The sequence below is a fragment of the Candidatus Neomarinimicrobiota bacterium genome, from assembly GCA_016784545.1.
In the GTDB taxonomy this organism is placed as follows: domain Bacteria; phylum Fidelibacterota; class UBA8477; order UBA8477; family JABMPR01; genus JABMPR01.
On sequence record JADHUM010000026.1, the window covers coordinates 1 to 23,078 of the forward strand.

At 45.1% G+C, this 23,078-nt stretch carries 20 protein-coding genes, 1 other RNA gene and 1 pseudogene; 4 read left to right on the plus strand and 18 right to left on the minus strand.

Features of this window, described 5'->3' with window-relative positions; all coding sequences use genetic code 11:
* Nucleotides 1–221, plus strand: a transfer-messenger RNA (tmRNA) gene (ssrA, locus tag ISR87_07395); the annotation flags it as partial.
* A 249-nt stretch (nt 222–470) separates the two neighbouring features.
* On the opposite strand, the gene ISR87_07400 is transcribed toward ssrA, so the two are convergent.
* From ISR87_07400 to ISR87_07410, 3 genes are read right to left on the minus strand one after another with little or no spacing between them, the layout of a single operon-like run.
* Entirely contained in the window at nt 471–1,292 is an 822-nt protein-coding gene (locus ISR87_07400; GenBank protein MBL7025269.1) for a metal ABC transporter permease, read from the minus strand.
* Nucleotides 1,292–2,173, minus strand: coding sequence for a zinc ABC transporter substrate-binding protein (locus ISR87_07405; protein ID MBL7025270.1), 882 nt, complete (start codon nt 2,171–2,173; stop codon nt 1,292–1,294). Before ISR87_07405 ends, ISR87_07400 begins: the two co-directional genes overlap by 1 nt.
* Before the next feature lie 9 nt (nt 2,174–2,182).
* Nucleotides 2,183–3,217: a hypothetical protein gene (locus tag ISR87_07410; GenBank protein ID MBL7025271.1), complete on the minus strand. Its 1,035-nt coding sequence runs from the start codon at nt 3,215–3,217 to the stop codon at nt 2,183–2,185.
* Nucleotides 3,218–4,374: 1,157 nt separating this feature from the next.
* Here ISR87_07410 and ISR87_07415 point away from each other — a divergent pair.
* Together ISR87_07415 and pepF are read left to right on the plus strand one after the other, a co-directional pair.
* A pseudogene (locus tag ISR87_07415) lies at nt 4,375–4,628 on the plus strand (GIY-YIG nuclease family protein).
* Between the two features lie 213 nt (nt 4,629–4,841).
* Nucleotides 4,842–6,734, plus strand: a complete 1,893-nt coding sequence (gene pepF, locus ISR87_07420) for an oligoendopeptidase F (protein MBL7025272.1) — start codon at nt 4,842–4,844, stop codon at nt 6,732–6,734.
* A 49-nt stretch (nt 6,735–6,783) separates the two neighbouring features.
* Here the strand turns inward: pepF and ISR87_07425 are convergent, their stop codons facing one another.
* On the minus strand, nt 6,784–7,428 hold the full coding sequence (locus ISR87_07425) for a hypothetical protein (protein MBL7025273.1): 645 nt from the start codon (nt 7,426–7,428) through the stop codon (nt 6,784–6,786).
* 207 nt (nt 7,429–7,635) lie between these two features.
* Between ISR87_07425 and ISR87_07430 the strand changes: the two genes are divergently transcribed.
* A complete protein-coding gene (locus tag ISR87_07430) occupies nt 7,636–8,058 on the plus strand; it encodes a prepilin-type N-terminal cleavage/methylation domain-containing protein (protein MBL7025274.1) in 423 nt (140 codons plus the stop codon).
* Nucleotides 8,059–8,067: 9 nt separating this feature from the next.
* On the opposite strand, the gene ISR87_07435 is transcribed toward ISR87_07430, so the two are convergent.
* The 14 genes from ISR87_07435 to ISR87_07500 all read right to left on the minus strand — a co-directional run bounded on the left by ISR87_07435 (nt 8,068) and on the right by ISR87_07500 (nt 23,066).
* The gene (locus tag ISR87_07435; protein ID MBL7025275.1) at nt 8,068–8,475 is read right to left on the minus strand and encodes a hypothetical protein; all 408 of its coding nucleotides are present in this window, start codon (nt 8,473–8,475) and stop codon (nt 8,068–8,070) included.
* A 120-nt stretch (nt 8,476–8,595) separates the two neighbouring features.
* Nucleotides 8,596–10,092: an NADH-quinone oxidoreductase subunit N gene (locus ISR87_07440; protein MBL7025276.1), complete on the minus strand. Its 1,497-nt coding sequence runs from the start codon at nt 10,090–10,092 to the stop codon at nt 8,596–8,598.
* A 17-nt stretch (nt 10,093–10,109) separates the two neighbouring features.
* Nucleotides 10,110–11,618: an NADH-quinone oxidoreductase subunit M gene (locus ISR87_07445; GenBank protein ID MBL7025277.1), complete on the minus strand. Its 1,509-nt coding sequence runs from the start codon at nt 11,616–11,618 to the stop codon at nt 10,110–10,112.
* Nucleotides 11,619–11,641: 23 nt separating this feature from the next.
* Nucleotides 11,642–13,744, minus strand: a complete 2,103-nt coding sequence (gene nuoL, locus ISR87_07450; protein MBL7025278.1) for an NADH-quinone oxidoreductase subunit L — start codon at nt 13,742–13,744, stop codon at nt 11,642–11,644.
* An 11-nt stretch (nt 13,745–13,755) separates the two neighbouring features.
* Nucleotides 13,756–14,061 carry an NADH-quinone oxidoreductase subunit NuoK gene (nuoK, locus tag ISR87_07455; GenBank protein MBL7025279.1) on the minus strand — a complete coding sequence of 102 codons (306 nt, stop codon included), beginning with the start codon at nt 14,059–14,061 and terminating at the stop codon, nt 13,756–13,758.
* 1 nt (nt 14,062) lies between these two features.
* Nucleotides 14,063–14,554, minus strand: a complete 492-nt coding sequence (locus ISR87_07460; GenBank protein MBL7025280.1) for an NADH-quinone oxidoreductase subunit J — start codon at nt 14,552–14,554, stop codon at nt 14,063–14,065.
* Nucleotides 14,547–15,539 (minus strand): 4Fe-4S binding protein, encoded by a 993-nt coding sequence (locus ISR87_07465; protein MBL7025281.1) that lies wholly within the window; start codon nt 15,537–15,539, stop codon nt 14,547–14,549. Before ISR87_07465 ends, ISR87_07460 begins: the two co-directional genes overlap by 8 nt.
* Before the next feature lie 9 nt (nt 15,540–15,548).
* A complete protein-coding gene (locus tag ISR87_07470) occupies nt 15,549–16,796 on the minus strand; it encodes an NADH-quinone oxidoreductase subunit H (GenBank protein MBL7025282.1) in 1,248 nt (415 codons plus the stop codon).
* On the minus strand, nt 16,797–17,918 hold the full coding sequence (locus tag ISR87_07475; GenBank protein ID MBL7025283.1) for an NADH-quinone oxidoreductase subunit D: 1,122 nt from the start codon (nt 17,916–17,918) through the stop codon (nt 16,797–16,799).
* On the minus strand, nt 17,918–18,433 hold the full coding sequence (locus tag ISR87_07480; protein ID MBL7025284.1) for an NADH-quinone oxidoreductase subunit C: 516 nt from the start codon (nt 18,431–18,433) through the stop codon (nt 17,918–17,920). The genes ISR87_07475 and ISR87_07480 overlap by 1 nt, the downstream gene beginning before the upstream one ends.
* Complete coding sequence (locus ISR87_07485; protein MBL7025285.1) at nt 18,408–18,899, minus strand: NADH-quinone oxidoreductase subunit B; 492 nt, start codon at nt 18,897–18,899, stop codon at nt 18,408–18,410. Before ISR87_07485 ends, ISR87_07480 begins: the two co-directional genes overlap by 26 nt.
* Nucleotides 18,900–19,322 (minus strand): NADH-quinone oxidoreductase subunit A, encoded by a 423-nt coding sequence (locus ISR87_07490; GenBank protein MBL7025286.1) that lies wholly within the window; start codon nt 19,320–19,322, stop codon nt 18,900–18,902.
* A 187-nt stretch (nt 19,323–19,509) separates the two neighbouring features.
* Entirely contained in the window at nt 19,510–21,786 is a 2,277-nt protein-coding gene (locus tag ISR87_07495) for an NADP-dependent malic enzyme (GenBank protein ID MBL7025287.1), read from the minus strand.
* Between the two features lie 86 nt (nt 21,787–21,872).
* Nucleotides 21,873–23,066 (minus strand): aminotransferase class I/II-fold pyridoxal phosphate-dependent enzyme, encoded by a 1,194-nt coding sequence (locus ISR87_07500; GenBank protein ID MBL7025288.1) that lies wholly within the window; start codon nt 23,064–23,066, stop codon nt 21,873–21,875.
* Between the last annotated feature and the right edge of the window lie 12 nt (nt 23,067–23,078).

Genomic DNA, 23,078 nt, shown 5'->3' on the forward strand with positions numbered 1-23,078 from the left:
CGTTCCTTCTCTGCTCTTGCCCATTGGCAGGGTCTGGGGCGTCGCTAAAATGGGATCGGAGACTCACTCGTCAGCGGTGGGAATCTTAAACTTAGCTGAATAGTCGTTATAAGATCCAGTCCGAAGGAGCTGTAACGGTAAATTTAAAGTTCGGAATACACATGTAGACGCTGATCGGCTTTGCGTTTCGGACGGGAGTTCGATTCTCCCCGCCTCCACGACCACTTATAAGTATAATATTATCAATTACTTATATGTATTATATCCGCAAAATTGCCACATTCGTGCCACCTACTGCACATATCATGATGGTAGCCTGATGAACGACATTAGAAAAGACTTGTCGTTGATCAGTTTGCATCACCAAATGCACATGCTGATTTTAGAGTGTCTGTAATTAACTGTGGGATAGTGAGTTATGGGATAACGCCGAGGGATACACAATCCCTTGGAGGTCATTGAATGTCCCACTAATCCAGTTGTTGGCGAAGTTTGTTAAACAATACCACAAAAATAAGGAGGGTGCCAAACGCTGCCACGATACTCGCTCCGGTGGGCAAATCTAATAATACTGAGATGAATAATCCAAGTAGACTCCCCACAACTCCAAAAGCCCAACCAAATATTAGCCTACGTTTGATGCCATGGGCATAAATCAAAGCAGCGACTGCTGGAATGATAAGATATGAGAACACTAGTAGGATTCCAGCTATCTGAACAGCACTCGTTACTACGAGTCCAAAACTGACATAAAATATAAAATCCCACAATCGAGTATTTAGATCTTTCGTTGATTCAAAACCTGGAAATTTTGATACAGTGAGAAATGCCTCCCGATATCTGTAATGAAATAGACCAATCAATGCATAGAGACCAGCTGTTTTCAAAACAACCTCGGGAGATACAAACAAGATAGAACCTACGAGCAGGTGATTCAGGTGCTCGCCTCCCTCTGGTAACTTTGATAATAGAAGAATCATCAAAGCAGCTGAGACTACATAGACTATCCCAATGATAGCTTCTTGAGTGAATCGCCGTTGGATCTCTCTCGTTAGGGTAAATAAGCCTGCTCCTAAGATTGTAAAAAGTAAGGCAATGAAATAGATAGCAACAGATTCGTGCCCCAAGCCGAGAATAACACCTATGGCCATTCCGAGTGCAGCAACCTGCGCCAAAGCCAAATCAACGAAGATCACACCGCGCGTGACTATATGGAGCCCAAGGTACACCTGAATACCAGTCAGCACAAATGCAGCCATAAATGGTAGCAATAATATTTCAATATATTCCATTATTCATTCCCTAGCGGTTGGAACAAGGCATCAAGGTTATACTCGATCATCTTCAGGTAGGTATCTGTCCCTTTTTGAGAACCAACGGAAGGTGCCAACTTCACAATCTGTATGCCGGTCTTTTCTGCAAGGTACCTTGCTGCTGTATCACTGAAATATGGTTCCATTGCCAGAACTTTCAATTGTTCAGTTCTGATTAATTTTACCAGCTGATCAACATGATTAGGTGTTGGCATTATTCCGGGTTTTGGCTCCACAAATTCCGAGACCTCTAGTCCGAAGCGATAATTAAAATAGGGCCAAGTATTGTGATAATATAGTAGCTTCCGATCTCTGAGTTGAGCGTATTTGGATGTCCACCGCTCAAGCGAATTAGTGACAGACTGATTGAAAGCTCTCAAATTATTTTCATAAAACTGTATGTTTTCTGGATCTCTTTTCTTCAGGGCTTTAGCAATGGATTCGGCTATGAGGGGTCCATTCTGAGGATCAAGCCAATAATGTGGATTCCCGTAGCGATGAATATCTCCCATGCTGGCATCCACCTTACCTGTTGGTACTTCCTGGGCTTTGATGTTCTCTGAACAGTCTACTACAAGTAGATCCTTATTTCGTGAACCTCCAATGATTTGATCAGACCAGAGATCCAATTCCATCCCCACTTTTAGGTATATATCTGCTCGCCTGACCTTCAGCATGTAGGAAGGTAGAACCTCAATATAGTGAGGATTCTGATCCCCCCTGGCGATGCTTTCTACGCTTACCTTATCCCCACCGATCTCCTGGGCAATGGCCGCAAGGTCTGACGTAGATGTTACTACTCTTATTTTACCGTAAATTGAAGTAAGAAGCACAAGGAATACGGTCAGTGTTTTTTTCATAATACTATCCTAAAATGAGTGTGGTTTATGGGGTCCCAAGGACCATATCAGTTGGATTAGAGTGAGTAGATCGCTCTTATCATCATGAGTGTTGTTTTGCAGTACTACCCTCAATACTGTGCTTTCTTCAACAGGACTAAAACCAAAAAACACCCCTGGGGACCAAGCTATTTCTTCACCTTCATGCTTGAGGCCATCTAGCATTAAACCAATATTCCATTTTCGATTGAACTTGTAGTTCGCAAATGCATAAGTGCTATACTCCAACGCCTCGGAGTGGCCCTCTTCAATCAGTACATTTGCCGAATCTGCGTCAGCTAAATTGAAGAAAACCTCTCCCTGAATCGTTAAACCTCGGTAGGAGTCCGGGCGCCAGCGTAGTTTGGAATCCAGGTTCAATATTTTACGATTTTCATCTGGATCCAGATAGAAGCTGCTTCCAATCCCCAAATGAGTGACTTGGCCCAATTCAAAGAAGTTACCCAAACGTCCCACGCATACTGGAGGCTCTCCAGAACCAGATTCTGAATGATCTTCAGCAGATTCCTCATGTCCGTGTTCTTCTGCAGAAAGTCCACCTGAAAACGCTCCGAGCGATACATCTACAGCCCACGGTAAAGGTAAAAGCCAACTGAACTCCGCCCCTGTACCACTCCACATCTCCTCACCTGCAATTTCAACTGCAGATTTCGGAGCCACAATAAATGGCCAGAGGTGTTCATGTTCACGATTAATTAGGCCCAATGATGGCCGCAAGTGCCCAATTCGTGCGGCAGTTCCAAATGGTAATCCTCGCTCAATCGTCAAGACCGCCTCCTCCACTTCGAGAGCTGCTGAAACATTGTGCTTATGCAGGTACACTTCAGCTCGTGCGTATGGATTCAGGTAGCCTGTAATCGCTAATTCGAGGTCAGCTCCATTCAATGCCACACTGCTGTCACTCCGCTGAATTGATAGCTGTCCAATAACACTGAAATCCGGGTTTGAAGTCGTCTGAGCCCATATTGATGTAATGCAAATGAAAAGACACATTGTCTTTCTCATAAAATATCCCTCCATTGATTGAGATTAAAGAATCAAGTCTTGGTCACGGTGGAGATATAGGGCGGTGCACGACCTTGAGGACAAGAGTACCAGTTATCAGAGGAAATTCTGCCTGAATCAAACGTCTTAATAGTGCTCGAAAAGTCATAGCTTAGTATTATGGAATCAAAGGTACCTGGCAGATATCTGCTCGTCTGGAAACCCTTGTCACAATTAAGCGTATTGTGCTGATGAGACACATCTTCGCAATCAACAGAGCATAGCCCAGCATCCATTTTCTGAAATACGTGCTTATGTGAATGATGTGCATCGGTAAATAGTGGGCCCAGAAGGACCAGAAGACTAACAAGTATTGGAACTTCTCTTCTCATCATATCCATTATAAGGTAATTAAAACTAGTGACAACAATTAATCTGAACTGGAATTACACGGGTATTTTATCCGCCTTCGCGAGCTTACAGTGTAAGGTCGCGAACAGAACACCCCGTGTTCACGCGGGGATGAATGAAGAATAACTCGCTTCGGCGCGATGTCACCATCAGTGCCGGGGCGGATAACCACGCCGTAGCTCTTTGAGTGTAGGCGGGTTATGGATGGGATCCCAGGTTTACCCGGGGGGATCCATTTACCCACTTGGTATTGCGGAAAATAGAACGAGACAAATGACCAAGGAACTTTACGCCCTCGGCCTCAGCAAGGGGGAACAGTCAATAATAGTCTATCTCAAGTTCAGATTGCACACCGAGTGCACGCGCTGAAATAACTACTCCCCATGTATAGACTGCGTGCCACATACGTGCCACTTAATCCGTGAAGCTCAGTGATCTGGGATGAAAATTCTGAGTTTCAGTGCTGCTTTGTAGTATCTCTAAGTCGCTGATAGTCAATTAGATACGTTGACAGGTCTCGTCTCGTAGGATTCAGGTCTTTTGAATCTCCCCGCCTCCACACGGCTTCGCTTTCGCGATGCTCAAGCTACGCCGGTGCAGGCTCTCCTCGCTAATGCGAAAGAGAAGTCGGGTGTCCCGGCGTAGTGTGAAAACACGGAGCCGGATCCAATCATACAGCCAACCACACATTTCGAACGACCAATCCAAATACCTGATCTTAATCAGGGAGATAGTTCTTGTTAAATGTTTCAATGCAAGGAGTCCCCATGAATGAGCCGCTTAAATATCATGTTTATCTAATTAAAAGTGATGCAAACCAAGACAGATATTATAAGGGTTATACGACGAATATTGTCAAGCGATTGACAGAGCACAATCAGGGGAAAGTCAAATCGACAGCTGCTAAGGCACCGTGGCATCTGCAGACAGCTATATCTTTCGACTCTGAAGAGAAGGCTCACCATTTCGACCATATTTAAAATCCCACTCAGGCAGAGCATTCTCCTCAAAACACTTCTAATCCGTTTCAACGAAGTGAAAATGAAGCCTGCCAATCAACAGGCTCAACCTCATACATTCTGTATCCCCTCCACCATATGAAATCGTAATAAAGCAATGCGTGGAATCTGACCGGTTTTTTTATACTTTAGTCGCTGATTATCCCCAAGGGTTGGGGACGTGACAAGCCGCCTGTCACGATCAATACAACTATTGTTTATAAATGGAGTATACCATGAAGATGTTTTCTAAAAGTTGCACGCTTATTCTGTTTTTTGTGCTTTCTATACAGGTCCTGTTGGCGGCCCCAAAAGAAAGGGCTGATATTGATGACAAATACAAATGGAATATGAGCGATATTTATAGTGATTGGAATGCCTGGGAGCAGGATCTCCAGCGTCTGGAAGGATTAATGGATGGTTATAGCGAACTCAAGGGTACCCTTTCAGCCGGTCCTGAAAGTTTGCTGCGAGCCTTCACCATGCGCGAGGAATTAAGCTTAATTGCGGATCGTGTCCAGACCTATGCTGGACTGATCAGAGCCATTGATAATCGTGACAATGAAGTGTATGCCAAATTACAACAGGTTCAAATTCTCTTTTCAAAATTTGGGACGGCTACATCCTGGTTTGCTCCAGAAATGCTGGCAATTCCCTGGGAAACCATGGAGACTCTATTCGCTGACAACCCGGAACTGGCACCGTATCGATTTGGTGTTGAGGATCTTTACCGCCAACAGGCTCATGTCCTGGATGAAAAGAGTGAACGACTCCTTTCCTATTTCAGCCGCTTCAGTGGAAATCCTGGAAATGTCTATGATCAATTGTCAACTGCAGACATCCAATTTGGTACGATCACCCTGTCAACCGGTGAAGAAGTCCAGATTTCAGAGGGTGAGGCAGGTCGCATCTTTGCAACATCCCGCAACCATGAAGACCGCAAAGCCGCCTTTCTGGAACGTAATGGGACCTACAATAAAAACATCAACACCTATGCAGCATCCTATGATGGAATCTGTCAGAGGGATTGGGCCTTTGCTCAGGCACGAAACTATGAATCCACTCTGGAAGCCACCCTGGAGCGGAATAATATCCCAGTGGATGTCTACCTCAATTTGCTGGAGCAGGGACGTGCAGGGACGGCACCGCTTCAACGCTATCATAAATTGCGTAAAGAAGCACTAAAGCTTGATGAATATGATGGTTATGACTCAGCCATACCTGTCATTGATTTTGAGAAAGATTACGATTTTGATGGTGTGGCCAGGATGGTCCAGGAATCCATTAAACCTCTGGGCAGGAGCTACAGTCAAAAACAAGTTCAGGCTTTCTCGCCAGGCTGGGTTGATGTCTATGAAACCCCTGGAAAAACAACGGGTGCCTTCTCGGCAGGACTCTATGGCGTTCACCCCTATATGCTGCTGAACTATACCAACACACTCAATGATGTATTTACTTTGGCTCATGAGATGGGCCATACGGTTCACACTATGCTTGCCAATGAAGCACAGACTTTCTCAAATTCAGGCTATACCCTGTTCGTGGCTGAGGTTGCTTCCACCATGGCGGAGGCCCATTTGTTAGAATATATGCTGGAGGAGAGTGAAGATCCCCAGGAACGTCTCGTGCTATTAAGCCACGCCATTGATAATATTGCCGGGACCTTTTACACACAGGTTCTGTTTGCTGATTATGAATATCAGGTCCATAAACTCGTTGAGGAAGGCATGCCTATTACGGCCGATGTCCTCAATAGTGTTTATCATGATGTCCTGGTCACATTCTATGGTGATTCCATGGATAATCATGAACTTTATGATATTACCTGGGCGCGAATCCCCCATTTTTCTGCAGTTCCCTATTATGTCTACCAATATGCCACCAGCTATGCTGCTTCTGCTTCCCTCTTCAAACAAATGAACGAAGGGACACGAAAATCAAAGAAGCAGGCTCGAGCAAATTACATCAACCTGCTTAAGTCTGGTGGGAGTGATTATCCTGTAGAACAATTAAAACAAGCAGGCGTCGATATGACTCAACCAGAAGCGGTTCAAGCGGTTATTGACAACATGGATGATCTGGTAAACCGCTACGAAAAAGAGTTGAAAAAACTTGGTCTGGTGAACTGATCTAGAGTTGAGAGTTCGGAGTTAGAAGTTAGGAGTTAGAAGTTAGGAGTTAGAGAGGCTGTTTATTTTTCGGATTAAATAGTCTTCTTAGCTCGCTCATTATCACAATTCCCAGGTTCTTATCCTTGGGCAAATATTGATACTTTCGCAATATAGATTGCATTTTTTTTGTGTTTAGAACCTTTTTCTTGGCGAAGACACCCAATGTATCAACCTGAATTTCAACATCCAGGAAGTTGAGCAGGATATGATATCTGGGTCTATTCCAGAAATCGTGAATCATAATTTTAGTATCTTGCGGTGTGTTGAGAATGGTACTGAGGGTTGATGCCACTCTGAATCTACCATCAATTAATACCAAATCAGGGTTTTGAGGTTGTGAGAATACAGCCAGAGCGAAATTTGGCCATAAATGCTTTTTCTTTCTGGATTTGAGGTGACCCCATTTCCCCATTTCCCCGAAATCAAAGGTGTGAAAGGTTAAGCGGCCCTGATTCACAGCCAGCTGAATTTCTGGTGTTTGCATAAAATGATTTTGGAGAAATTCAGAGGAAGATTCAACAGAATTAATCGTGTTCAATGATGGTACGGAAACAGCATACCTGGTACTTTCCCCTGATCCAAACTCCAGATAAGATTTTGATCGTCCGATGTATTCGTGCAGGACACCCAACTCTGCTTGACTCATTGTCATCCCAGTTTCTCCATATTGAATGAGTTGTGCACAAGTTAACTTTGGCATGCACCAAGCAACAAGCATATTTATTAAACTTAGATGGGAGAACCAGGATACTGCTATGGTGTCCCGTTGAGATACTATTGATATACCCATTCCTGGACATAAAACTTATATTGTACCCTATCATAGAAATTGCAGGGGATACGTAAAGAGCAGCATGTCGTGAAAAACGAAACAGCCATACGAGGATTCTCATTAGTCGAACTCATGATCGTCATCGTGATCATTGGTGTACTCGCTGGCGCTGCAGTACCCATTTACCAGCATAACCTGGAAGTCGCCAAGCGCGCCGAAGCTGTTGCAGGGATTGGCACTGTTCGAACCCAACTCCGTATGTATTATGGCATATATGGTAGCTACCCAATCAGAGATAGTTTTACAAAGGTGGTGGGTGATGATTGGAACGATATCAATAAAGGTGAACTTACTATCAAGTATTTTAAAGATAAAAACTTCAAATACAGAAGTTATGATGGTATTGAATACCGCATTAAGTGTCAGAAAAATGGAGTATTAACCCATCAGGTCTGGATAGATGAAACTGGCCGCTGGTGGTTTGATATGGATGTATTGGATGACGATTAAGCAGAACAGCTAGTAATAGGCTGACAAAGATATTTCAAGATTTCCCCCAGATTCCCCATAGTTGTACTTATATCCAAGCACAGTATCATAACCATCATCGTATATCCCATTGTCACCAATATCAATAAAGATAAAGGCTGTGAAGTTGTCTGATTTACTTGTGTTAACGGAGAACCTGCAGCTTTCATTCATTCCCGGCTGAACTTCTGATATATCCAGAACGGTGTTATCAAAGCCTGTGTTTGAATCCCACTTCCCTTTCAAAATTCCCAGATAGACAGTTCCTGTATCACTGAAGAAAGGATCATCTTGCCAGAGAATCCCCACTTCAATATCCAGCAAAGATTCACATGAGCACAGACACATCACTGTGCAGGTAAAGGCTATTCGGATTTTTCTATTAATTGGGAACTTCATAAAATTTTACCTGGGCATGGTTCCCCTTGAAACCAGATTTTCATACTGGTTCCAGCCATATCTTAAAATAAAAAACCCCACCAATTTTGGCAGGGTTTTTATTCAAACTGAAGTGTTTATTTATTTAATGAAGAACTGGACTGCATTCTGGGCATAAATGGAGAGGGGGTCACCCAGCATCCAGGCAAATAACAAGGGCAGAGCCAACACGCACAAAAGGATCGTGACATTGATGGGAGCTTGGTGGATCGTTTCAGGTAATTCAATCTTCCCAAAATACATGGCCTTTACAACTCGCATATAGTAGTAAAGCGATATAACACCATTAATCAGACCAATGATAGCCAGCCAGAAATACATATCTCCATATTCAATCAAAGCACGGAAAAGATAGAATTTGGCCACAAAACCACCTGTAGGTGGCAGACCCGTGAGGGAGAACATAAAGATCGCCATGATCACACCGAGGACGGGTGCTTTATATCCCAAAGCTTTATAGTCTTCAATCTCTTCTGTATCAAAAGCATTTTTTATGTGAATAGCCACAAAGAAAGCGCCCAGATTCATGAGCATATAAACTGCAGCGTAATACAATACGGCGGCAATACCTGTTTGATCAGCTACCACGACACCAAGCAGCATATAGCCCGCATGGGCAATACTTGAATAGGCCAGCATACGCTTGATATTTGATTGTTGGAGGGCAATGACATTTCCTACCGTCATTGAGAGAATCGCCAGGATACCAATGACAGCCTGCCAATTCATGTTGCTCAGTGCAGCCCAGGCTTCCATGTTGGGATTGCCTGCACTGGATAAGGCCACATTGAAGAAACGAATGATAATGGCAAATCCAGCGGCTTTAGGAGCTACGGATAAGAAAGCTGTGATGGGAGCGGGTGCTCCTTCATACACATCAGGGGTCCAGAAATGGAAGGGTACTGCAGCAATCTTATAGCCAAAGCCTACCAGGATCGTAATCAGAATAATCATCATAAGAGCAGGTGAGGCAGTTCCAGCTGAAAGTGCTGCTTGAATTTCAAAAATGTCAGCACTGCCTGTGAGACCATACAACAATGAGAATCCGTAGAGCAGGATCCCAGAGCTGAAAGCACCAAACACAACGTATTTGATAGAAGCCTCATTGGAGCGCATCTGTTCCTTCAGATATCCTGAAAGGAGATAACTCATAATGCTGACCATCTCGAGAGAGATGTATATACTTAGCAGATGGGTCGCTGATACCAGAAAATACATGCCCAGGACCAGGACCAGGAGCAGCGTATAATATTCCCCTACCCTCCTGTTCTTCAACTCGTTGGAGTTGAATGACATCCACATTACTAATATGGTACCCAGAGTTACCAGTATCTTTAGATAGTTACCAAAAGGGTCCACGGCCAGCATATTTGAAAATATGCCAACAGAAGTTGAAACATCCTGGCCGATGAGGGCAATGGTCACCAGTACCAGCCCTGCTAATGCAACATATCCAGATCGGATAGAAGTATCGGCCTTCTGGAAGAGGTCGAACAAAATGACGAGGAGCAATATCCCGGTAAGCATCATCTCAGGTATGAAATAGGAGAGATCCGTCATGATTTGATTAAGGTTCATAAGAATGTCCTATTTGATTACAGACCAGCTACCATTCCGGCGGTTTTGACAGCTTCCACCAGATGATTCAGGGTGGCGCTCATCAAATTCAGCATGGGTGTGGGATACACACCAAGGAAGAAAGTGATTATTGCCAGGGGTATCAGAGCAAATAATTCGCGATTATTGATCTCCTCCAATTTCTCGTATTTACTATTGAGTTCACCCATAAATATTCTCTGATAAGCCCAGAGGAAATAGCCTGCATTGAGGACGATACCAATGGTGGCAAATATGGTAATCCAGGTAAATACCGGGAAGGCACCAATCATACAGAGTGCTTCTGAAATAAAACCTGAGAAACCAGGTAGTCCGAGACCGGCAAAAAATGCCATGGCTGTGACACCTGCATAAATTGGGACCACCTTGGCAATTCCACCAAAACCTTCAATATCACGATGGTGTGCTCGGTCATAGAGGACACCGACCAACATAAAGAGCATGGCTGAGATGGTACCATGGTTGAACATCTGGAAAACAGCGCCGTTCATACCAGCTGGTGTGAGGGCTGCCATACCCAAAAGGACAAATCCCATATGAGAAACTGAAGAGTAAGCAACCATCTTCTTCAGGTCCCTTTGCGCCAATGCCGCCATAGCGCCGTAAATGATGTTTATAAGGCCGAGTATAGCCAGCGGCAGGGCGAACCATAGGGTGGCATCTTTAAGTACAGGAAAGCTGATTCTGAGGAAGCCATAGGTTCCCATTTTCAGCAAGACACCGGCAAGAATAACAGAGATGGCAGTTGGTGCTTCAACGTGTGCCAGGGGTAACCAGGTATGGAAGGGGAAAATGGGCACTTTGATAGCAAAACCAACAAAGAGCAGAATAAATATCACCTTCCCGGCATTCATCCCCAACAGCAATGCATTGCCAAATTGTGAGGAGTGTTCAGCCAGAAGCAGCATGTTAAAGGTATGGGGCTCAGAAATGAAATAGAGCGCTAACATTCCCAACAGAAGCAGCACAGATCCAAAAAGGGTATATAAGAAAAATTTAATGGCAGCATATTCACGTTGTGGACCACCCCAGATACCAATCAAGAAGTACATTGGCAGGAGCATGACTTCCCAGAAGATATAGAACAGGAAGAAGTCCAGGGATGAAAAGACACCCATCATACCTGCATCGAGAAGCAGGAAGAGAGCAAAATACCCCTTTTGAGCTTTCTCAATATTCCATGATGTAAATACAGCCAGGAAACTTAAAAGGGCTGTAAGCAGAATCATGGGGGCACTCAGGCCATCAATTCCCATAAAATATTCAATGTTAAAGGCTGGAATCCAGGCGAAATGCTCCTGAAGCTGAACCTCTGAACTTGAGAAATCGAAGATGTATAAAATCCAGATAGCCAGAATTAATTGGAGACCAGTGATGGCAGCTGCACCCCAGCGGATAATGTCCAACTTTTCCTTGGGGATCAGGGCAATAATCACCGCTCCAAATACTGGCAGGAAGGTTACAATGCTTAGTAAATGATTTTCCATGGCGTTAATCGACTCCTTCAGTCCTAGAATACATTGACGACATACAGCAGCGCTGCGCCGATCAATACAAAAATGAGATAATTTTGAATTTTACCGGTTTGGATGAACTTTAAGGTCCACCCCAACCATTGAAAGATGATACCGGCGAAATTGACGGCGCCATCCACGATAAGATCATCTGCCAGACCCACTCCCTTGGAAGTACGTTTGGTGTTGCGACCCCATCCGTTGATGAGATAATGATCATAAAAGTCCAGATCAAAACGACCAAGTGCGTTACAGCCCTTGAGAAAGGGTCGTATTATTCCGTTGATATAGAATTCATCCATATACCACTTGTTATATGATCCCCGATAGAGTGCTCCCAGTTTGGCAGCCAGCTTATCAGCAGAAATTTTATTTAACAGGTATACCAGAACAGAGAGCAGAATACCCAGACCAGCAACCAAGAGTGAAGTTACCATGGCTGGGATATGAGCTTCATGCATACCATGTTCAAAATGCTCCAGGTCAAATGCAGGACCAGTGGTTACTGCACTCTCTGGAGATTGAACTACCGTAGTAAACCAACCATGATCTGAGATGGGATTTACTGATGGCAGTGTGAAGACGAAAAATAATGACAGGATAGCCAGAATGATTAATGGAATCGTCATGACTTTGGGCGACTCCTTGATATGTCTGAAAATCTGAGGTTGCCTGGCTTCACCGTAAAAGGTCATAAAGATCAGGCGAAACATATAGAAAGCCGTAATAGCTGCGGCTCCAAATCCAAATACAGGGAGAATCCAGGCCAGATGGAGATGGGCCAGCCAGCCATCATGAACGTTGGCAGCATAGTTCCAGGTTCCAGCAAGAATGGCATCCTTGCTTAGAAAACCTGAAAATAGAGGTATACCAGAAATTGCAGCTGTGGTCACCATGAAGACACCAAAGGTGATGGGCATCTTGGTTCTTAAACCACCCATGTTGCGCATATCCTGTGGATCAGTCTCATGATCATTCAAATGATGGAGACTATGATGCATGGCGTGAATCACAGATCCAGAGGCCAGAAATAAAGCTCCTTTAAACATGGCGTGGGTCACGAGGTGGAAGAAACCGGCCACATAAGCGCCTGTTCCAAGTGCCATAATCATATAGCCCAACTGGCTTACAGTAGAATAGGCCAGTACCTTCTTAATATCGTTCTGCGTGATGGCGATGGTGGCTGCATAAATGGCCGTCACCCCTCCAATAAAAGCAATGGTTGCCATGGCATCAGCAGTAAGAAAAGGAAAGATGCGAACCACAAGATAAACACCGGCAGCGACCATGGTAGCGGCGTGGATCAGTGCTGATACGGGTGTTGGACCTTCCATGGCATCAGGTAACCAAACATGTAGTGGAAATTGTGCAGATTTTCCCACGGCACCCATAAACACCAGGACACCTGCAAAAGTGAGAAGTTTGTGGGGTTCAATACCACCAAACAACATCCCGGCGTTGGCCGCCCACAACCCATCATGGATTCTCTCGCCAATCAGCTGGAAATTGAATGTCCCCAGGACCGTGGCGATAATTAGCATGCCTGTAAACATACCGATATCACCGATACGATTGGCAATAAAGGCTTTCTTACTGGCATTCGCTGCTGAATCTTTTTCCCACCAGTGTCCAATGAGCAGATAGGATGAGAGTCCTACCAGTTCCCAGAAGATATAGATCATGAAAAGACTGTTGGCCAGGACGATACCATTCATGGAAAAGGTAAAGATTCCCAGAAAACCAAAATATCTGGAGTAACGGACATCCCCGGCCATGTATGCTGTGGAATAAAGGTGAACCAAAGATGAGATAATGGCCACTACCACCAGCATAATCACGGTGATGTTGTCTATATAGACACCAAGATCAATTTTGAATAAGCCCAGATCCAACCAACTCTGATGTAGTTCCAGACTAAAATTGGGATCGCTCTTTGAAAGCATCATGCCCAGCATGACCAGGGACAGTATTAAAGTTATAAATTGAATACCTACTGAGACCCACTCCCCCTTCTTCTCTTCAAAACGTCTGAAAGAGAAAATCTGAAAGACAAATGAGAACAGCGGGAGAAACAGAATGAAGAGTGCTAATTTAATCATATCAGCTGCACCTACTGTTTAAGTGCGTTGGCTTCATCAACATTGATGTGCCCGCGGTCGTTATAGAGATTCAAGACAATTGCCAGGGCGACTGCAGCTTCGGCAGCGGCCAACATGATGATAAAGACTGACATGAGATGTCCGTCCAGATTGTGGGTCACAAACTTTGAGAACGCTACGAAGTTGATATTCGCTGCATTCAGGATGAGTTCCACACCCATGAGGATGGCCACAGCATTACGGCGTGTTATCACAGTATATAATCCAAGACTGAACAGGATGGCACTGAGGACGAGGTAAGAAGACAGATGATCCATCTTATTGCTCCTTTCTCGCCAGAGTAGCTGCACCGATGAGGGCACCCAGCAGGAGTACTGAGGCAATCTCAAACAATATCAGATAGTCGGTAAATAATAAGTTTCCAATGCCTGTCACCGTATCTGTAAACGCCATGGGCAGGGTTGAACCAACCCAGTCGTGAGGTAGCACTGCCGTAAGAATGATGCCTGCAACTCCAAGCACTACCACGAGGCCCACACCCTTTTGCACTGAGCTTTGAGAGATCCGAGCAGTGGATATTTGATTGGTGAGCATGATTCCAAAAACCAAGAGAACCAGGATGCCACCGACATACACCACGATCTGGGTAACGGCCAGGAAGTCTGCGTTTAGGAAAATGTAAATACCGGCGACCCCTAAAAAGGTACCCATAAGGGCAAACACCGAGTGAATCAGGTTATTTCCGAATGCTACCAGTGCTGCTGATGCGACGATCAGCGCCCAGATAACCCAGAAAATGAAATCAGCCATTCTCAGTCTCCCCTTTTGAAGAATCTTCTGGTTCAATTGATGTTTCAGGTTCTGATGTATTCTCAGGTGATACGGGCTTGACCTCTGGAACATCTGGTGTGGTAATGGTTTCCATGGGGACCTCAATCCTGTCCATGGGTTCAGGCTCACGAGCACTCTCAAGAGCTGGTACATCTACGGGAGCGGGCTCGGCATGAACAACAGGGGTCTCTGATCTAAATGGTGGCGCAGGAGCTACTGATTCAGCAGGAGCAGCAGGTGTTTCTGCTATAACTGGTGCTGCATGAGCGACTGATTCAGTCGATGATGCAGGTTCGGCCTGAGCTTTTGCTGCTTCACGAGCCGCTTCTTCCGCCTTGGCCGCCGCTGCTTTTTCAGCGGCAACTTTCTTGGCTTCCATGACAGCAGCCTTAGCCGCAGCCGCTTTATCAGCTTCAGCCTGGCGTTGTGCACGCTCGATGGGAGAAACCTTGGAGAACTCATAAATCAGGTGATCACGATCCCTCCAGCGTTCTTCAGGCGTCACAGCAAGCTTGACGTTATCATTACTTATGAACTGATAGTCTGGAGTCATGTGAATACAGTCTTCTGGACATGGGTGGGTACAGAGATCACAAAACATACACTCGCTCATATCAATGATAAAACTGGTAACCCTTAATTTGATTTTGGTGTCATTTTTGGTGGTGCCAATATCTTCTTCAGGACCAGCCTTGAAGGTTTCAATATGGATACAATTCACAGGGCAGGCACGTTCGCAGGCTTTGCAACCGATACAATCCTCAAAATCGACAACCAGCTTTGAACGAATGGTGTTATAACTCTCAAGGTCACCCACACCAATATTCCTGGTGGGAATTGGCCAGACTTCATCGGGATACTGCAAAGTAACGTGTTCGCGGGGTCGTACAAAATACCCCATAGTCACTCTCATCCCGTCAACCAGGGTGGTGATGGCATTGCTAATATTACTGAAATAGCTCATGGTTCTATCCTAGAATTGGATTTCACCGGTGAGCCACATCCAGATGGCTACACCCATGAGATTTATTAGTGACAAGGGAAGGAGCACGTTCCAACTGACATACATGAGTTGATCCACACGTAATCGAGGGAATGTCCAGCGAAACCACATCAATAAGAAGATGATGGTTCCAACTTTCATCAACATCCAGAAAATACCTGGAGAAGCCATCCAGATTGCAAAACCCGGAAATAACCAGGCTGATATGGTAATGACCAGACTCAAACCCACGGGATAAACCGAAAGCCGTCCGGATTTAGCTCGAACAAAGAGTGTCCACAGGATGGCTACAATGGTGATGATGGTAAAACCAATCTGAGTGTCCTGATAATCAGCAAAAGGACTTTGCCATCCACCAAGGAAAACGATGGAAACCAGAAAAGCGACCAGAGTGGCATTGGCATATTCAGATAAGAAGAATAGTGCCCAGCGCAGTCCTGAAAACTCAGTCATAAAGCCAGCCACCAGTTCTGATTCTGATTCTGGAATATCAAAGGGGGTTCGGTTTATCTCAGCAGTGGCTCCGATGAGATACACGAAGGCCGCCATAAAGAGAAAGGGACTATGAAAGATGAACCAGTTTGGCAACGGGATGGGAATCCAGTGAAATAGGGTTCCAGTACCGGCCTGTGCCTGTATAATAGTTTGGAGATTGAGACTGCCAACCACTGCTACGACAGCAATTAAAGTAATGCCAACAGGGATTTCATATGAGATAATCTGAGCCGCTGAGCGCATGGCACCATAGAGTGACCATTTATTGTTTGAAGCCCAGCCTGCCATAACAATACCCAACACCACAATGGATGAGATGGATACAACATAGAATAGACCAATATTCATATTGGCTGCCAGCAGGGTATCAGAGAATGGAATAGCCGCAAAGGTAACCACAGAGGCAACCAGAATAACCCAGGGTCCTACCACAAAGAGGATCTTATCAGCCATCTTGGGAATAATATCTTCTTTTTGGAGAAGTTTCAGGGCATCGGCTACCGTTTGCAGGGTACCAAATTTTCCCACACGCATGGGTCCCAGACGAACCTGCATAAAGGCCGAAACTTTCCGTTCGATATAGACCAACACAATAGCATTGAGCGCCACAAAGACAAAAATCAGTGCAGCAACGATAAACAGAGACAATCCCCAGGCTACAGAATTACCCATACCTGATAGGATGTCAAACGAGAGAATCCAGTTAGCAAGTAATTGTATCATTTAGCGATCAATCTCCCCTAGTACAATGTCCAGACTTCCGAGAATCGCAATGACATCGGAGATCATCCAGCCCTGGCCAATTTCGTTAATAACACTGAGGTTTGAGAATGCCGGGGAACGCATCTTAAGACGCAGTGGCACATTCTTCCCATCGCTTACTATATAGTAGCCCAGTTCTCCACGAGGATTTTCGCTCCGAAAATAAATTTCACCCTTCGGAGGACGAATACGGCGTGGAATGGCAGCTTTGACATCACCTTCTACAGGTAGCTGATCCAGTGCCTGACGGATAATTTTTGCACTCTCACCCATTTCCAGGACACGAACATAATATCTATCCCAACTGTCACCGATGGTACCCTGAAGACCCTGACCCAGTGGAATATCAAAGTCAAAGCGATCGTAGATTGAATATGGTTCGGTGCGACGGATATCAATATTGACACCTGAAGCCCTCAGGCTGGGACCCGTCACCCCATAATTGATGGCGACTTCAGGGGGCATGACCCCAATATCAGCGGCTCTTTCAACAAATATTTTATTACCAGTCAGGATTTGATTGTATTCAGCGACGTGTTCATCAAATGCATCCAGGAATTCGTAGGTTTTTTCAACAAATCCAGGCGGTACATCGTGAGCCAGACCACCAATCCAGATATAGTTATATAGCAGACGTGCACCGGAAGCCATTTCAAACAGATCAAGAATAAGTTCACGTTCCCTGAAGCAATAAATAAAGGGAGTGATCGCTCCAACATCCAGACCAAAGGTTCCCACAGCCACGAGATGACTGGCAATTCTTTGCAGTTCAGCAAAAATAACGCGGAGATACTCAACCCTTTCAGGAAGTTCAATTCCCAACATCTTCTCAACTGCCATGGCATACCCATGTTCACTCCCCATGGCGGCGAGGTAATCGCAACGACCCGTGAAAGGGGTGACCATCTGATATTCAAGATTTTCAGCATGTTTTTCGAAGGACCGGTGGAGATATCCAATAACAGGCTCGATATGAGAAACAATCTCGCCATCAGTTCTCAATTTCAGCCTTAACACTCCATGGGTACTGGGGTGCTGAGGTCCCATATTGAGAATCATTTCTTCAGCGTGGAGGCGGCCCATTATTTCACCTTCTCTATGCGCATGCCACGGTAAAACTCAGCAGGCACATAATCTTTTCTCAGAGGATAACCTTCCCAATCGTCTTCCATAAGAATACGTTTCAGATCGGGATGACCCTCAAAAATGATTCCATATAAATCAAAAGCTTCCCGCTCGTGCCAGTCAGCAGTTCTGTGAATTTCAGCAATGCTGGCAACTTTGGGATCTTCTCGGGATGTGAATACTTTTAAAGTGATATAATGTTTAAGCTCGGTTGAGACCAGATGGTAGATAACACTAAATTCAGTTTCCACACCAGCATCATGACCAGCCAGATTCATGAGTGAATCAAACTGAAGCCTCTCATCATTCTTGAGATGCGTGACAACTTTAGCAATTGCAGATGCATCTACAACTACGGTAGGATTGTGTGTACCTTCTTCCATAAACTCGATGATCATGTCACCGAATTTCTTGGCAAGGCCTTCGAAAATTTCTTGCTCAGTCACGTCAGTCTTCTTTCTTTTCCAGAACATGTTCTTCACGCATTTTCTTTTGAAGATGCATGAGACCTTCCAGAAGTGCCTCAGGGCGAGGCGGACATCCTGGAATGTAAATATCAACGGGAATAATTTGATCCACCCCTTTTAGAACATGATAACCGTGTTGCCAGTATGGACCACCTGAATTGGCACAGGAGCCCATGGAGATAACATATTTTGGCTCTGCCATCTGCTCATATAGACGCTTGACCCGCGTGGCCATCTTTAGTGTGACGGTTCCTGCAACTATCATCACATCAGCCTGACGAGGCGATGATCTAGGCATGGCGCCAAAACGTTCCAGATCATGACGAGCAGCAGCAGCTGACATCATTTCGATGGCGCAGCAAGCCAACCCGAACTGGAAATACCATTCTGAACCGGAACGCGACCAGTTCAGAAGTTTATCTAGAGAGGTAATGAGAATATTCTCATTGAATTTATGGTTTAACGCACCCATTTATTTGGTCTCCGCTTCGTGAAGCCTGGACGCAGAGTAGCGACCGGTGCCATATTTCAGTTTCATTTTAACCCAATCCAGATCACCCTTGACCCAGACATAGGCTAGACCTACCATAAGAATCAACATAAAGACAAAGACTTCTACAAAAGTAAGAAAGCCCATGTCCTTGAAGACGACTGCCCATGGAAAAAGAAAGACAACTTCCACATCAAAAATGATAAAAATAAGTGCAACGACATAGAAGCGGATGTTGAATTGAAGCCAACCTTCCCCTTCTGGCACTTCACCACACTCATAGGTGTTCATTTTATCTTCGGTTGAATTTTTCGGGGAAATAAGCTTTTGTATGATGAAGCCGCAATACATGAGGCCGAAGGCAACAACACCAAAGGCTAAGGCGATTCCGTAATGTTCCTGCATGATCTCTAAAGTGCCCTTTCTTTCAACATTGGTGCGCCAATATAGACGGTACCCCAAGTCTCTTCAAGAACCGAATCCTGTATATTGACAGGTCGTGGTTCCCGTGATTTTCCTAGAGCCAGCTGTGGCAATCTCCATGCCACAATATTTGACTAAAGCATTAAATGTAATACTTAATTATGCTGTCTTATTCTACCTGCTTTGTGAGTTTTTCCTGTTCTTGGGCATCAACGACTGCAATGGCAGTCATATTGGCAACATCCTGAACGCTGGTTGAACCTACCTGGAGAATGTGAACTGGTTTCTCCATACCAACCAGGATAGGACCGATGGCCTCTGCACCACTCAAACGGTGGACAAGTTTATAGCTGATATTACTGGATTGAAGATCGGGAAAAATAAGAACATTTGCTGACCCCTTCAGCTTGCTAAAAGGATAATGTTCTTTTTGAATGTCCGGCATAATAGCCAGATCAGCATTCATTTCTCCATCAATCATCAAATCCGGATCTTTTTCCCGAACCAGTCGCACCGCTTCACTCATCTTTTTCGCATAGGGATGGCTGGACGACCCAAAGTTTGAGAAGCTTAGCATGGCTACTCGAGGCGTCATCCGCAAACGACGTGCTTCCTCGGCTGCCATGAGGGCAATTTCAGAGAGTACTTCGGCTGAGGGATCAATATTAACTGAAACATCTGCAAAGATTTTCATCCCCTCTTTGAAGATGAGCAGGAATAAACCTGCCACCTGCTTCATCCCTTTTCTCGGTTTTATGATTTGCAATACTGGTCTGAGTGCATCAGGATACTGCTGGGTAATACCGGATATCATGGCATCTGCTTCACCCATGTGCAGCATCATCGCTGCAAAAGAATGGCGGCTCTCCATAAATCGCTTGGCGCCACTCAGGGTAACCCCTTTGCGTTGTCTCATTTTGTAGAATTCGCCGATGAATTCCGCACGACGCTCACACTTGTCAGGATCGACTATTTCAACCCCTTTCAATGAGATATTCAACTTCTTTGCGATAGCTCGAATCTTCTTCTTGGGACCCACCAGGACAGGTTTTGCTATGCCCTCCTGGAGAATAAGGTTACTCGCCCGGATGATACGAGGATTTTCGCCTTCAGGATAGATCACTCGTTTGGGAGCAGCCTTGGCTCGATTATAGAGCGTGCGCATGAACTCACGGCCTTTTCCAAGTCGGGCTTCCAACTCCTCTCTATACTGATCAAGATCAATGGTGCGCTGGGCGACCCCGGTCTTCATGGCGGCTTCGGCCACAGCCACAGATTCCCAAAGGAGCACCCGAGGATCGAAAGGTTTTGGAATCAGATAGTCACGACCAAATTCAATGTGATCCAACCCATAAATTTGTATCACTTCATCTGGTGTATCTTCTTTTGCCAGAGCAGCAAGTGCCAGGGTAGCAGCTACCTTCATTTCTTCATTAATTGTAGTTGCCTGAACATCCAGAGCTCCCCGGAAGATAAAAGGGAAACCCAGGACATTATTCACCTGGTTGGGATAGTCTGAACGTCCTGTTCCCATGATGGCATCAGGGCGAGCGGCCATGGCATCGGGATAGGTAATTTCCGGATCAGGATTGGCCATGGCAAAAATAATTGGATTGGGAGCCATGGTTTTTAAATCATCACCGACAATGATATCTTTCTTGGAGAGACCAATAAATACATCCGCCCCGTCCAGGGCTTGCTGGAGCGTTCTGTGTTTGGTGTCATTGGCAAAGGGCAGCTTGTACTCATTCATACCTTCCGTACGGCCCTTATAAATGACCCCTTTGGAGTCACACATGATCAAATTCTCACGTCGAGCACCCATGCGGATGTAGTGTTCGCTACACGAGAGTGCCGATGCTCCGGCACCAGAGACCACAATCCGGATATCCCCCATTTTTTTGCCAGCGACCTCTACAGCGTTGAGGAGTGCCGCAGCTGAAATAATCGCAGTTCCATGCTGATCATCATGAAAGACAGGAATATTCATCACTTCCCGAAGTTTTTGCTCGATATAAAAACATTCTGGCGATTTGATATCCTCCAGATTGATGCCCCCAAATGTGGGCTCCAGCAATTTGACCGCATTGATAAATTCGTCTGGATCTTCAGTATCAACTTCCAGATCAAAGACATCGATATCTGCAAATCTTTTAAACAGAACGCCTTTGCCTTCCATGACGGGCTTTCCAGCCAGAGCTCCAATATTACCCAAACCAAGAACGGCGGTACCATTGGATATGACAGCAACCAGATTGCCTTTGGCAGTGTATTCGTTTGCAAGCGCAGGATTTTCAGCAATCGCCAAACAAGGGTATGCAACACCTGGAGAATATGCCAGACTCAGATCCCTTTGTGTTGCAAAAGGCTTGGTGGAGATGACTTCAATTTTTCCCTTACGGATTCCCATGCTGTGATAAGCGAGAGCGTCTTTCTTTGTGATCATATAAACCTATCCAAAATCAAGATGACATCTCCAAAGAAGATGTCATCTGGTTAAAAAACTAATATTAAAAGCAGGATGTATCGAGGCTACTCCCAGAAGCTTTTTAGGGCTGCCAGTCCTTCCTGAATCTGATCCACATTAATACCACTATATGCAAATCGAATGAAGACTTTCTCCTCACCAGGCAAGGGTCTGCCAAAGTGCTCACGGGAACAGAAGGATACGCCTGTCTCATAGAGGGCGTCCAGACGGAATTTGGAAGATTCTGTATAGCCCTTCCGCTTGAATATGTCTGTCACATCTGGAAACAGATAGAATGTCGTTTCTGGTTTGGAAACCTTTACGCCATCGATAGCCAGAAGGGCATCCACCAGGGCATCGCGTCTAAGCTTCAATTGATCAAGAATATCATTCTGAGGTCCTGCAGGTCCACTCAAACAAGCCAGACCAGCCATCTGAACAAAATGATTGGAGCAAGACTCCTGGTTGGTATTGAATTTTGAGATGGCTTCAATCACATCCTCTGGTCCAGCAGCACAACCGAGACGCCAACCTGTCATGGCAAATTTCTTTGAAAAAGTATACAGGATAACGGTCCGTTCTGCCATATCAGGCAGTGAGGCAATACTTTTACTGCGACCGGAATAACGAACTTCAAAATAAGCTTCATCTGAGAGCACCCACAGGTCATGTTTGATGGCCAGGTCTGCTATCCACTTCATTTCCGCTTCAGTTGACTCCGCACCGATGGGATTCTGATAATTATTATAAATAATCACTGTCGTCTTATCAGTAATCTGATTCTCAATTTCTTCTTTGTTAATGGCAAAACCAGTTTCAGTAGTCACATAGCCATATGGCAGGGCTTTGCCCCCGAGGTATTCAATCTGAGATTCATAAATTGGATAACCGGGATTGGGATATAAGGCTTCTGCACCTTCTTCCAGGAGTACACCCAGAAATTTACCAATAACTGGTTTACCACCGGGTTGAACTGAAATATTCTCTGCCGTGTAATTAAGCCCGCGCGCCATACCAATATCTTCAGCCAGGGCTTCGCGTAGTGGCATAATGCCAGGACCGGGAGCATAGCCTGTTTTTCCATCACGGGCAGCTTTGGTGGCTGCATCTCTGATATACTCTGGTGTAGTAATGTTCATGTCACCCAGATGAAATGGGTAAACCTTGTTTCCCTTGGCAGACCAGGCTGCTGCATCAGCGCCCACTGCAAAGGCGGTCTCTGTTCCCAGACGGCCATAACGATTTGCAAATTTTCTCATTTTAAACCTCTA

What these genes read in the sequence shown, in the direction of transcription:
- ISR87_07405 (MBL7025270.1), bottom strand. Translation starts at nt 2,173, where the DNA reads ATGAAAAAAACACTGACCGTATTCCTTGTGCTTCTTACTTCAATTTAC.
- ISR87_07445 (MBL7025277.1), bottom strand. Translation starts at nt 11,618, where the DNA reads ATGGAAAATCATTTACTAAGCATTGTAACCTTCCTGCCAGTATTTGGA.
- ISR87_07410 (MBL7025271.1), bottom strand. Translation starts at nt 3,217, where the DNA reads ATGAGAAAGACAATGTGTCTTTTCATTTGCATTACATCAATATGGGCT.
- pepF (MBL7025272.1), top strand. Translation starts at nt 4,842, where the DNA reads ATGAAGATGTTTTCTAAAAGTTGCACGCTTATTCTGTTTTTTGTGCTT.
- ISR87_07425 (MBL7025273.1), bottom strand. Translation starts at nt 7,428, where the DNA reads ATGACAATGAGTCAAGCAGAGTTGGGTGTCCTGCACGAATACATCGGA.
- ISR87_07435 (MBL7025275.1), bottom strand. Translation starts at nt 8,475, where the DNA reads ATGAAGTTCCCAATTAATAGAAAAATCCGAATAGCCTTTACCTGCACA.
- ISR87_07460 (MBL7025280.1), bottom strand. Translation starts at nt 14,554, where the DNA reads ATGGCTGATTTCATTTTCTGGGTTATCTGGGCGCTGATCGTCGCATCA.
- ISR87_07440 (MBL7025276.1), bottom strand. Translation starts at nt 10,092, where the DNA reads ATGAACCTTAATCAAATCATGACGGATCTCTCCTATTTCATACCTGAG.
- ISR87_07480 (MBL7025284.1), bottom strand. Translation starts at nt 18,433, where the DNA reads ATGTTCTGGAAAAGAAAGAAGACTGACGTGACTGAGCAAGAAATTTTC.
- nuoK (MBL7025279.1), bottom strand. Translation starts at nt 14,061, where the DNA reads ATGGATCATCTGTCTTCTTACCTCGTCCTCAGTGCCATCCTGTTCAGT.
- ISR87_07485 (MBL7025285.1), bottom strand. Translation starts at nt 18,899, where the DNA reads ATGGGTGCGTTAAACCATAAATTCAATGAGAATATTCTCATTACCTCT.
- ISR87_07470 (MBL7025282.1), bottom strand. Translation starts at nt 16,796, where the DNA reads ATGATACAATTACTTGCTAACTGGATTCTCTCGTTTGACATCCTATCA.
- ISR87_07490 (MBL7025286.1), bottom strand. Translation starts at nt 19,322, where the DNA reads ATGCAGGAACATTACGGAATCGCCTTAGCCTTTGGTGTTGTTGCCTTC.
- ISR87_07475 (MBL7025283.1), bottom strand. Translation starts at nt 17,918, where the DNA reads ATGGGCCGCCTCCACGCTGAAGAAATGATTCTCAATATGGGACCTCAG.
- ISR87_07465 (MBL7025281.1), bottom strand. Translation starts at nt 15,539, where the DNA reads ATGAGCTATTTCAGTAATATTAGCAATGCCATCACCACCCTGGTTGAC.
- nuoL (MBL7025278.1), bottom strand. Translation starts at nt 13,744, where the DNA reads ATGATTAAATTAGCACTCTTCATTCTGTTTCTCCCGCTGTTCTCATTT.
- ISR87_07500 (MBL7025288.1), bottom strand. Translation starts at nt 23,066, where the DNA reads ATGAGAAAATTTGCAAATCGTTATGGCCGTCTGGGAACAGAGACCGCC.
- ISR87_07495 (MBL7025287.1), bottom strand. Translation starts at nt 21,786, where the DNA reads ATGATCACAAAGAAAGACGCTCTCGCTTATCACAGCATGGGAATCCGT.
- ISR87_07400 (MBL7025269.1), bottom strand. Translation starts at nt 1,292, where the DNA reads ATGGAATATATTGAAATATTATTGCTACCATTTATGGCTGCATTTGTG.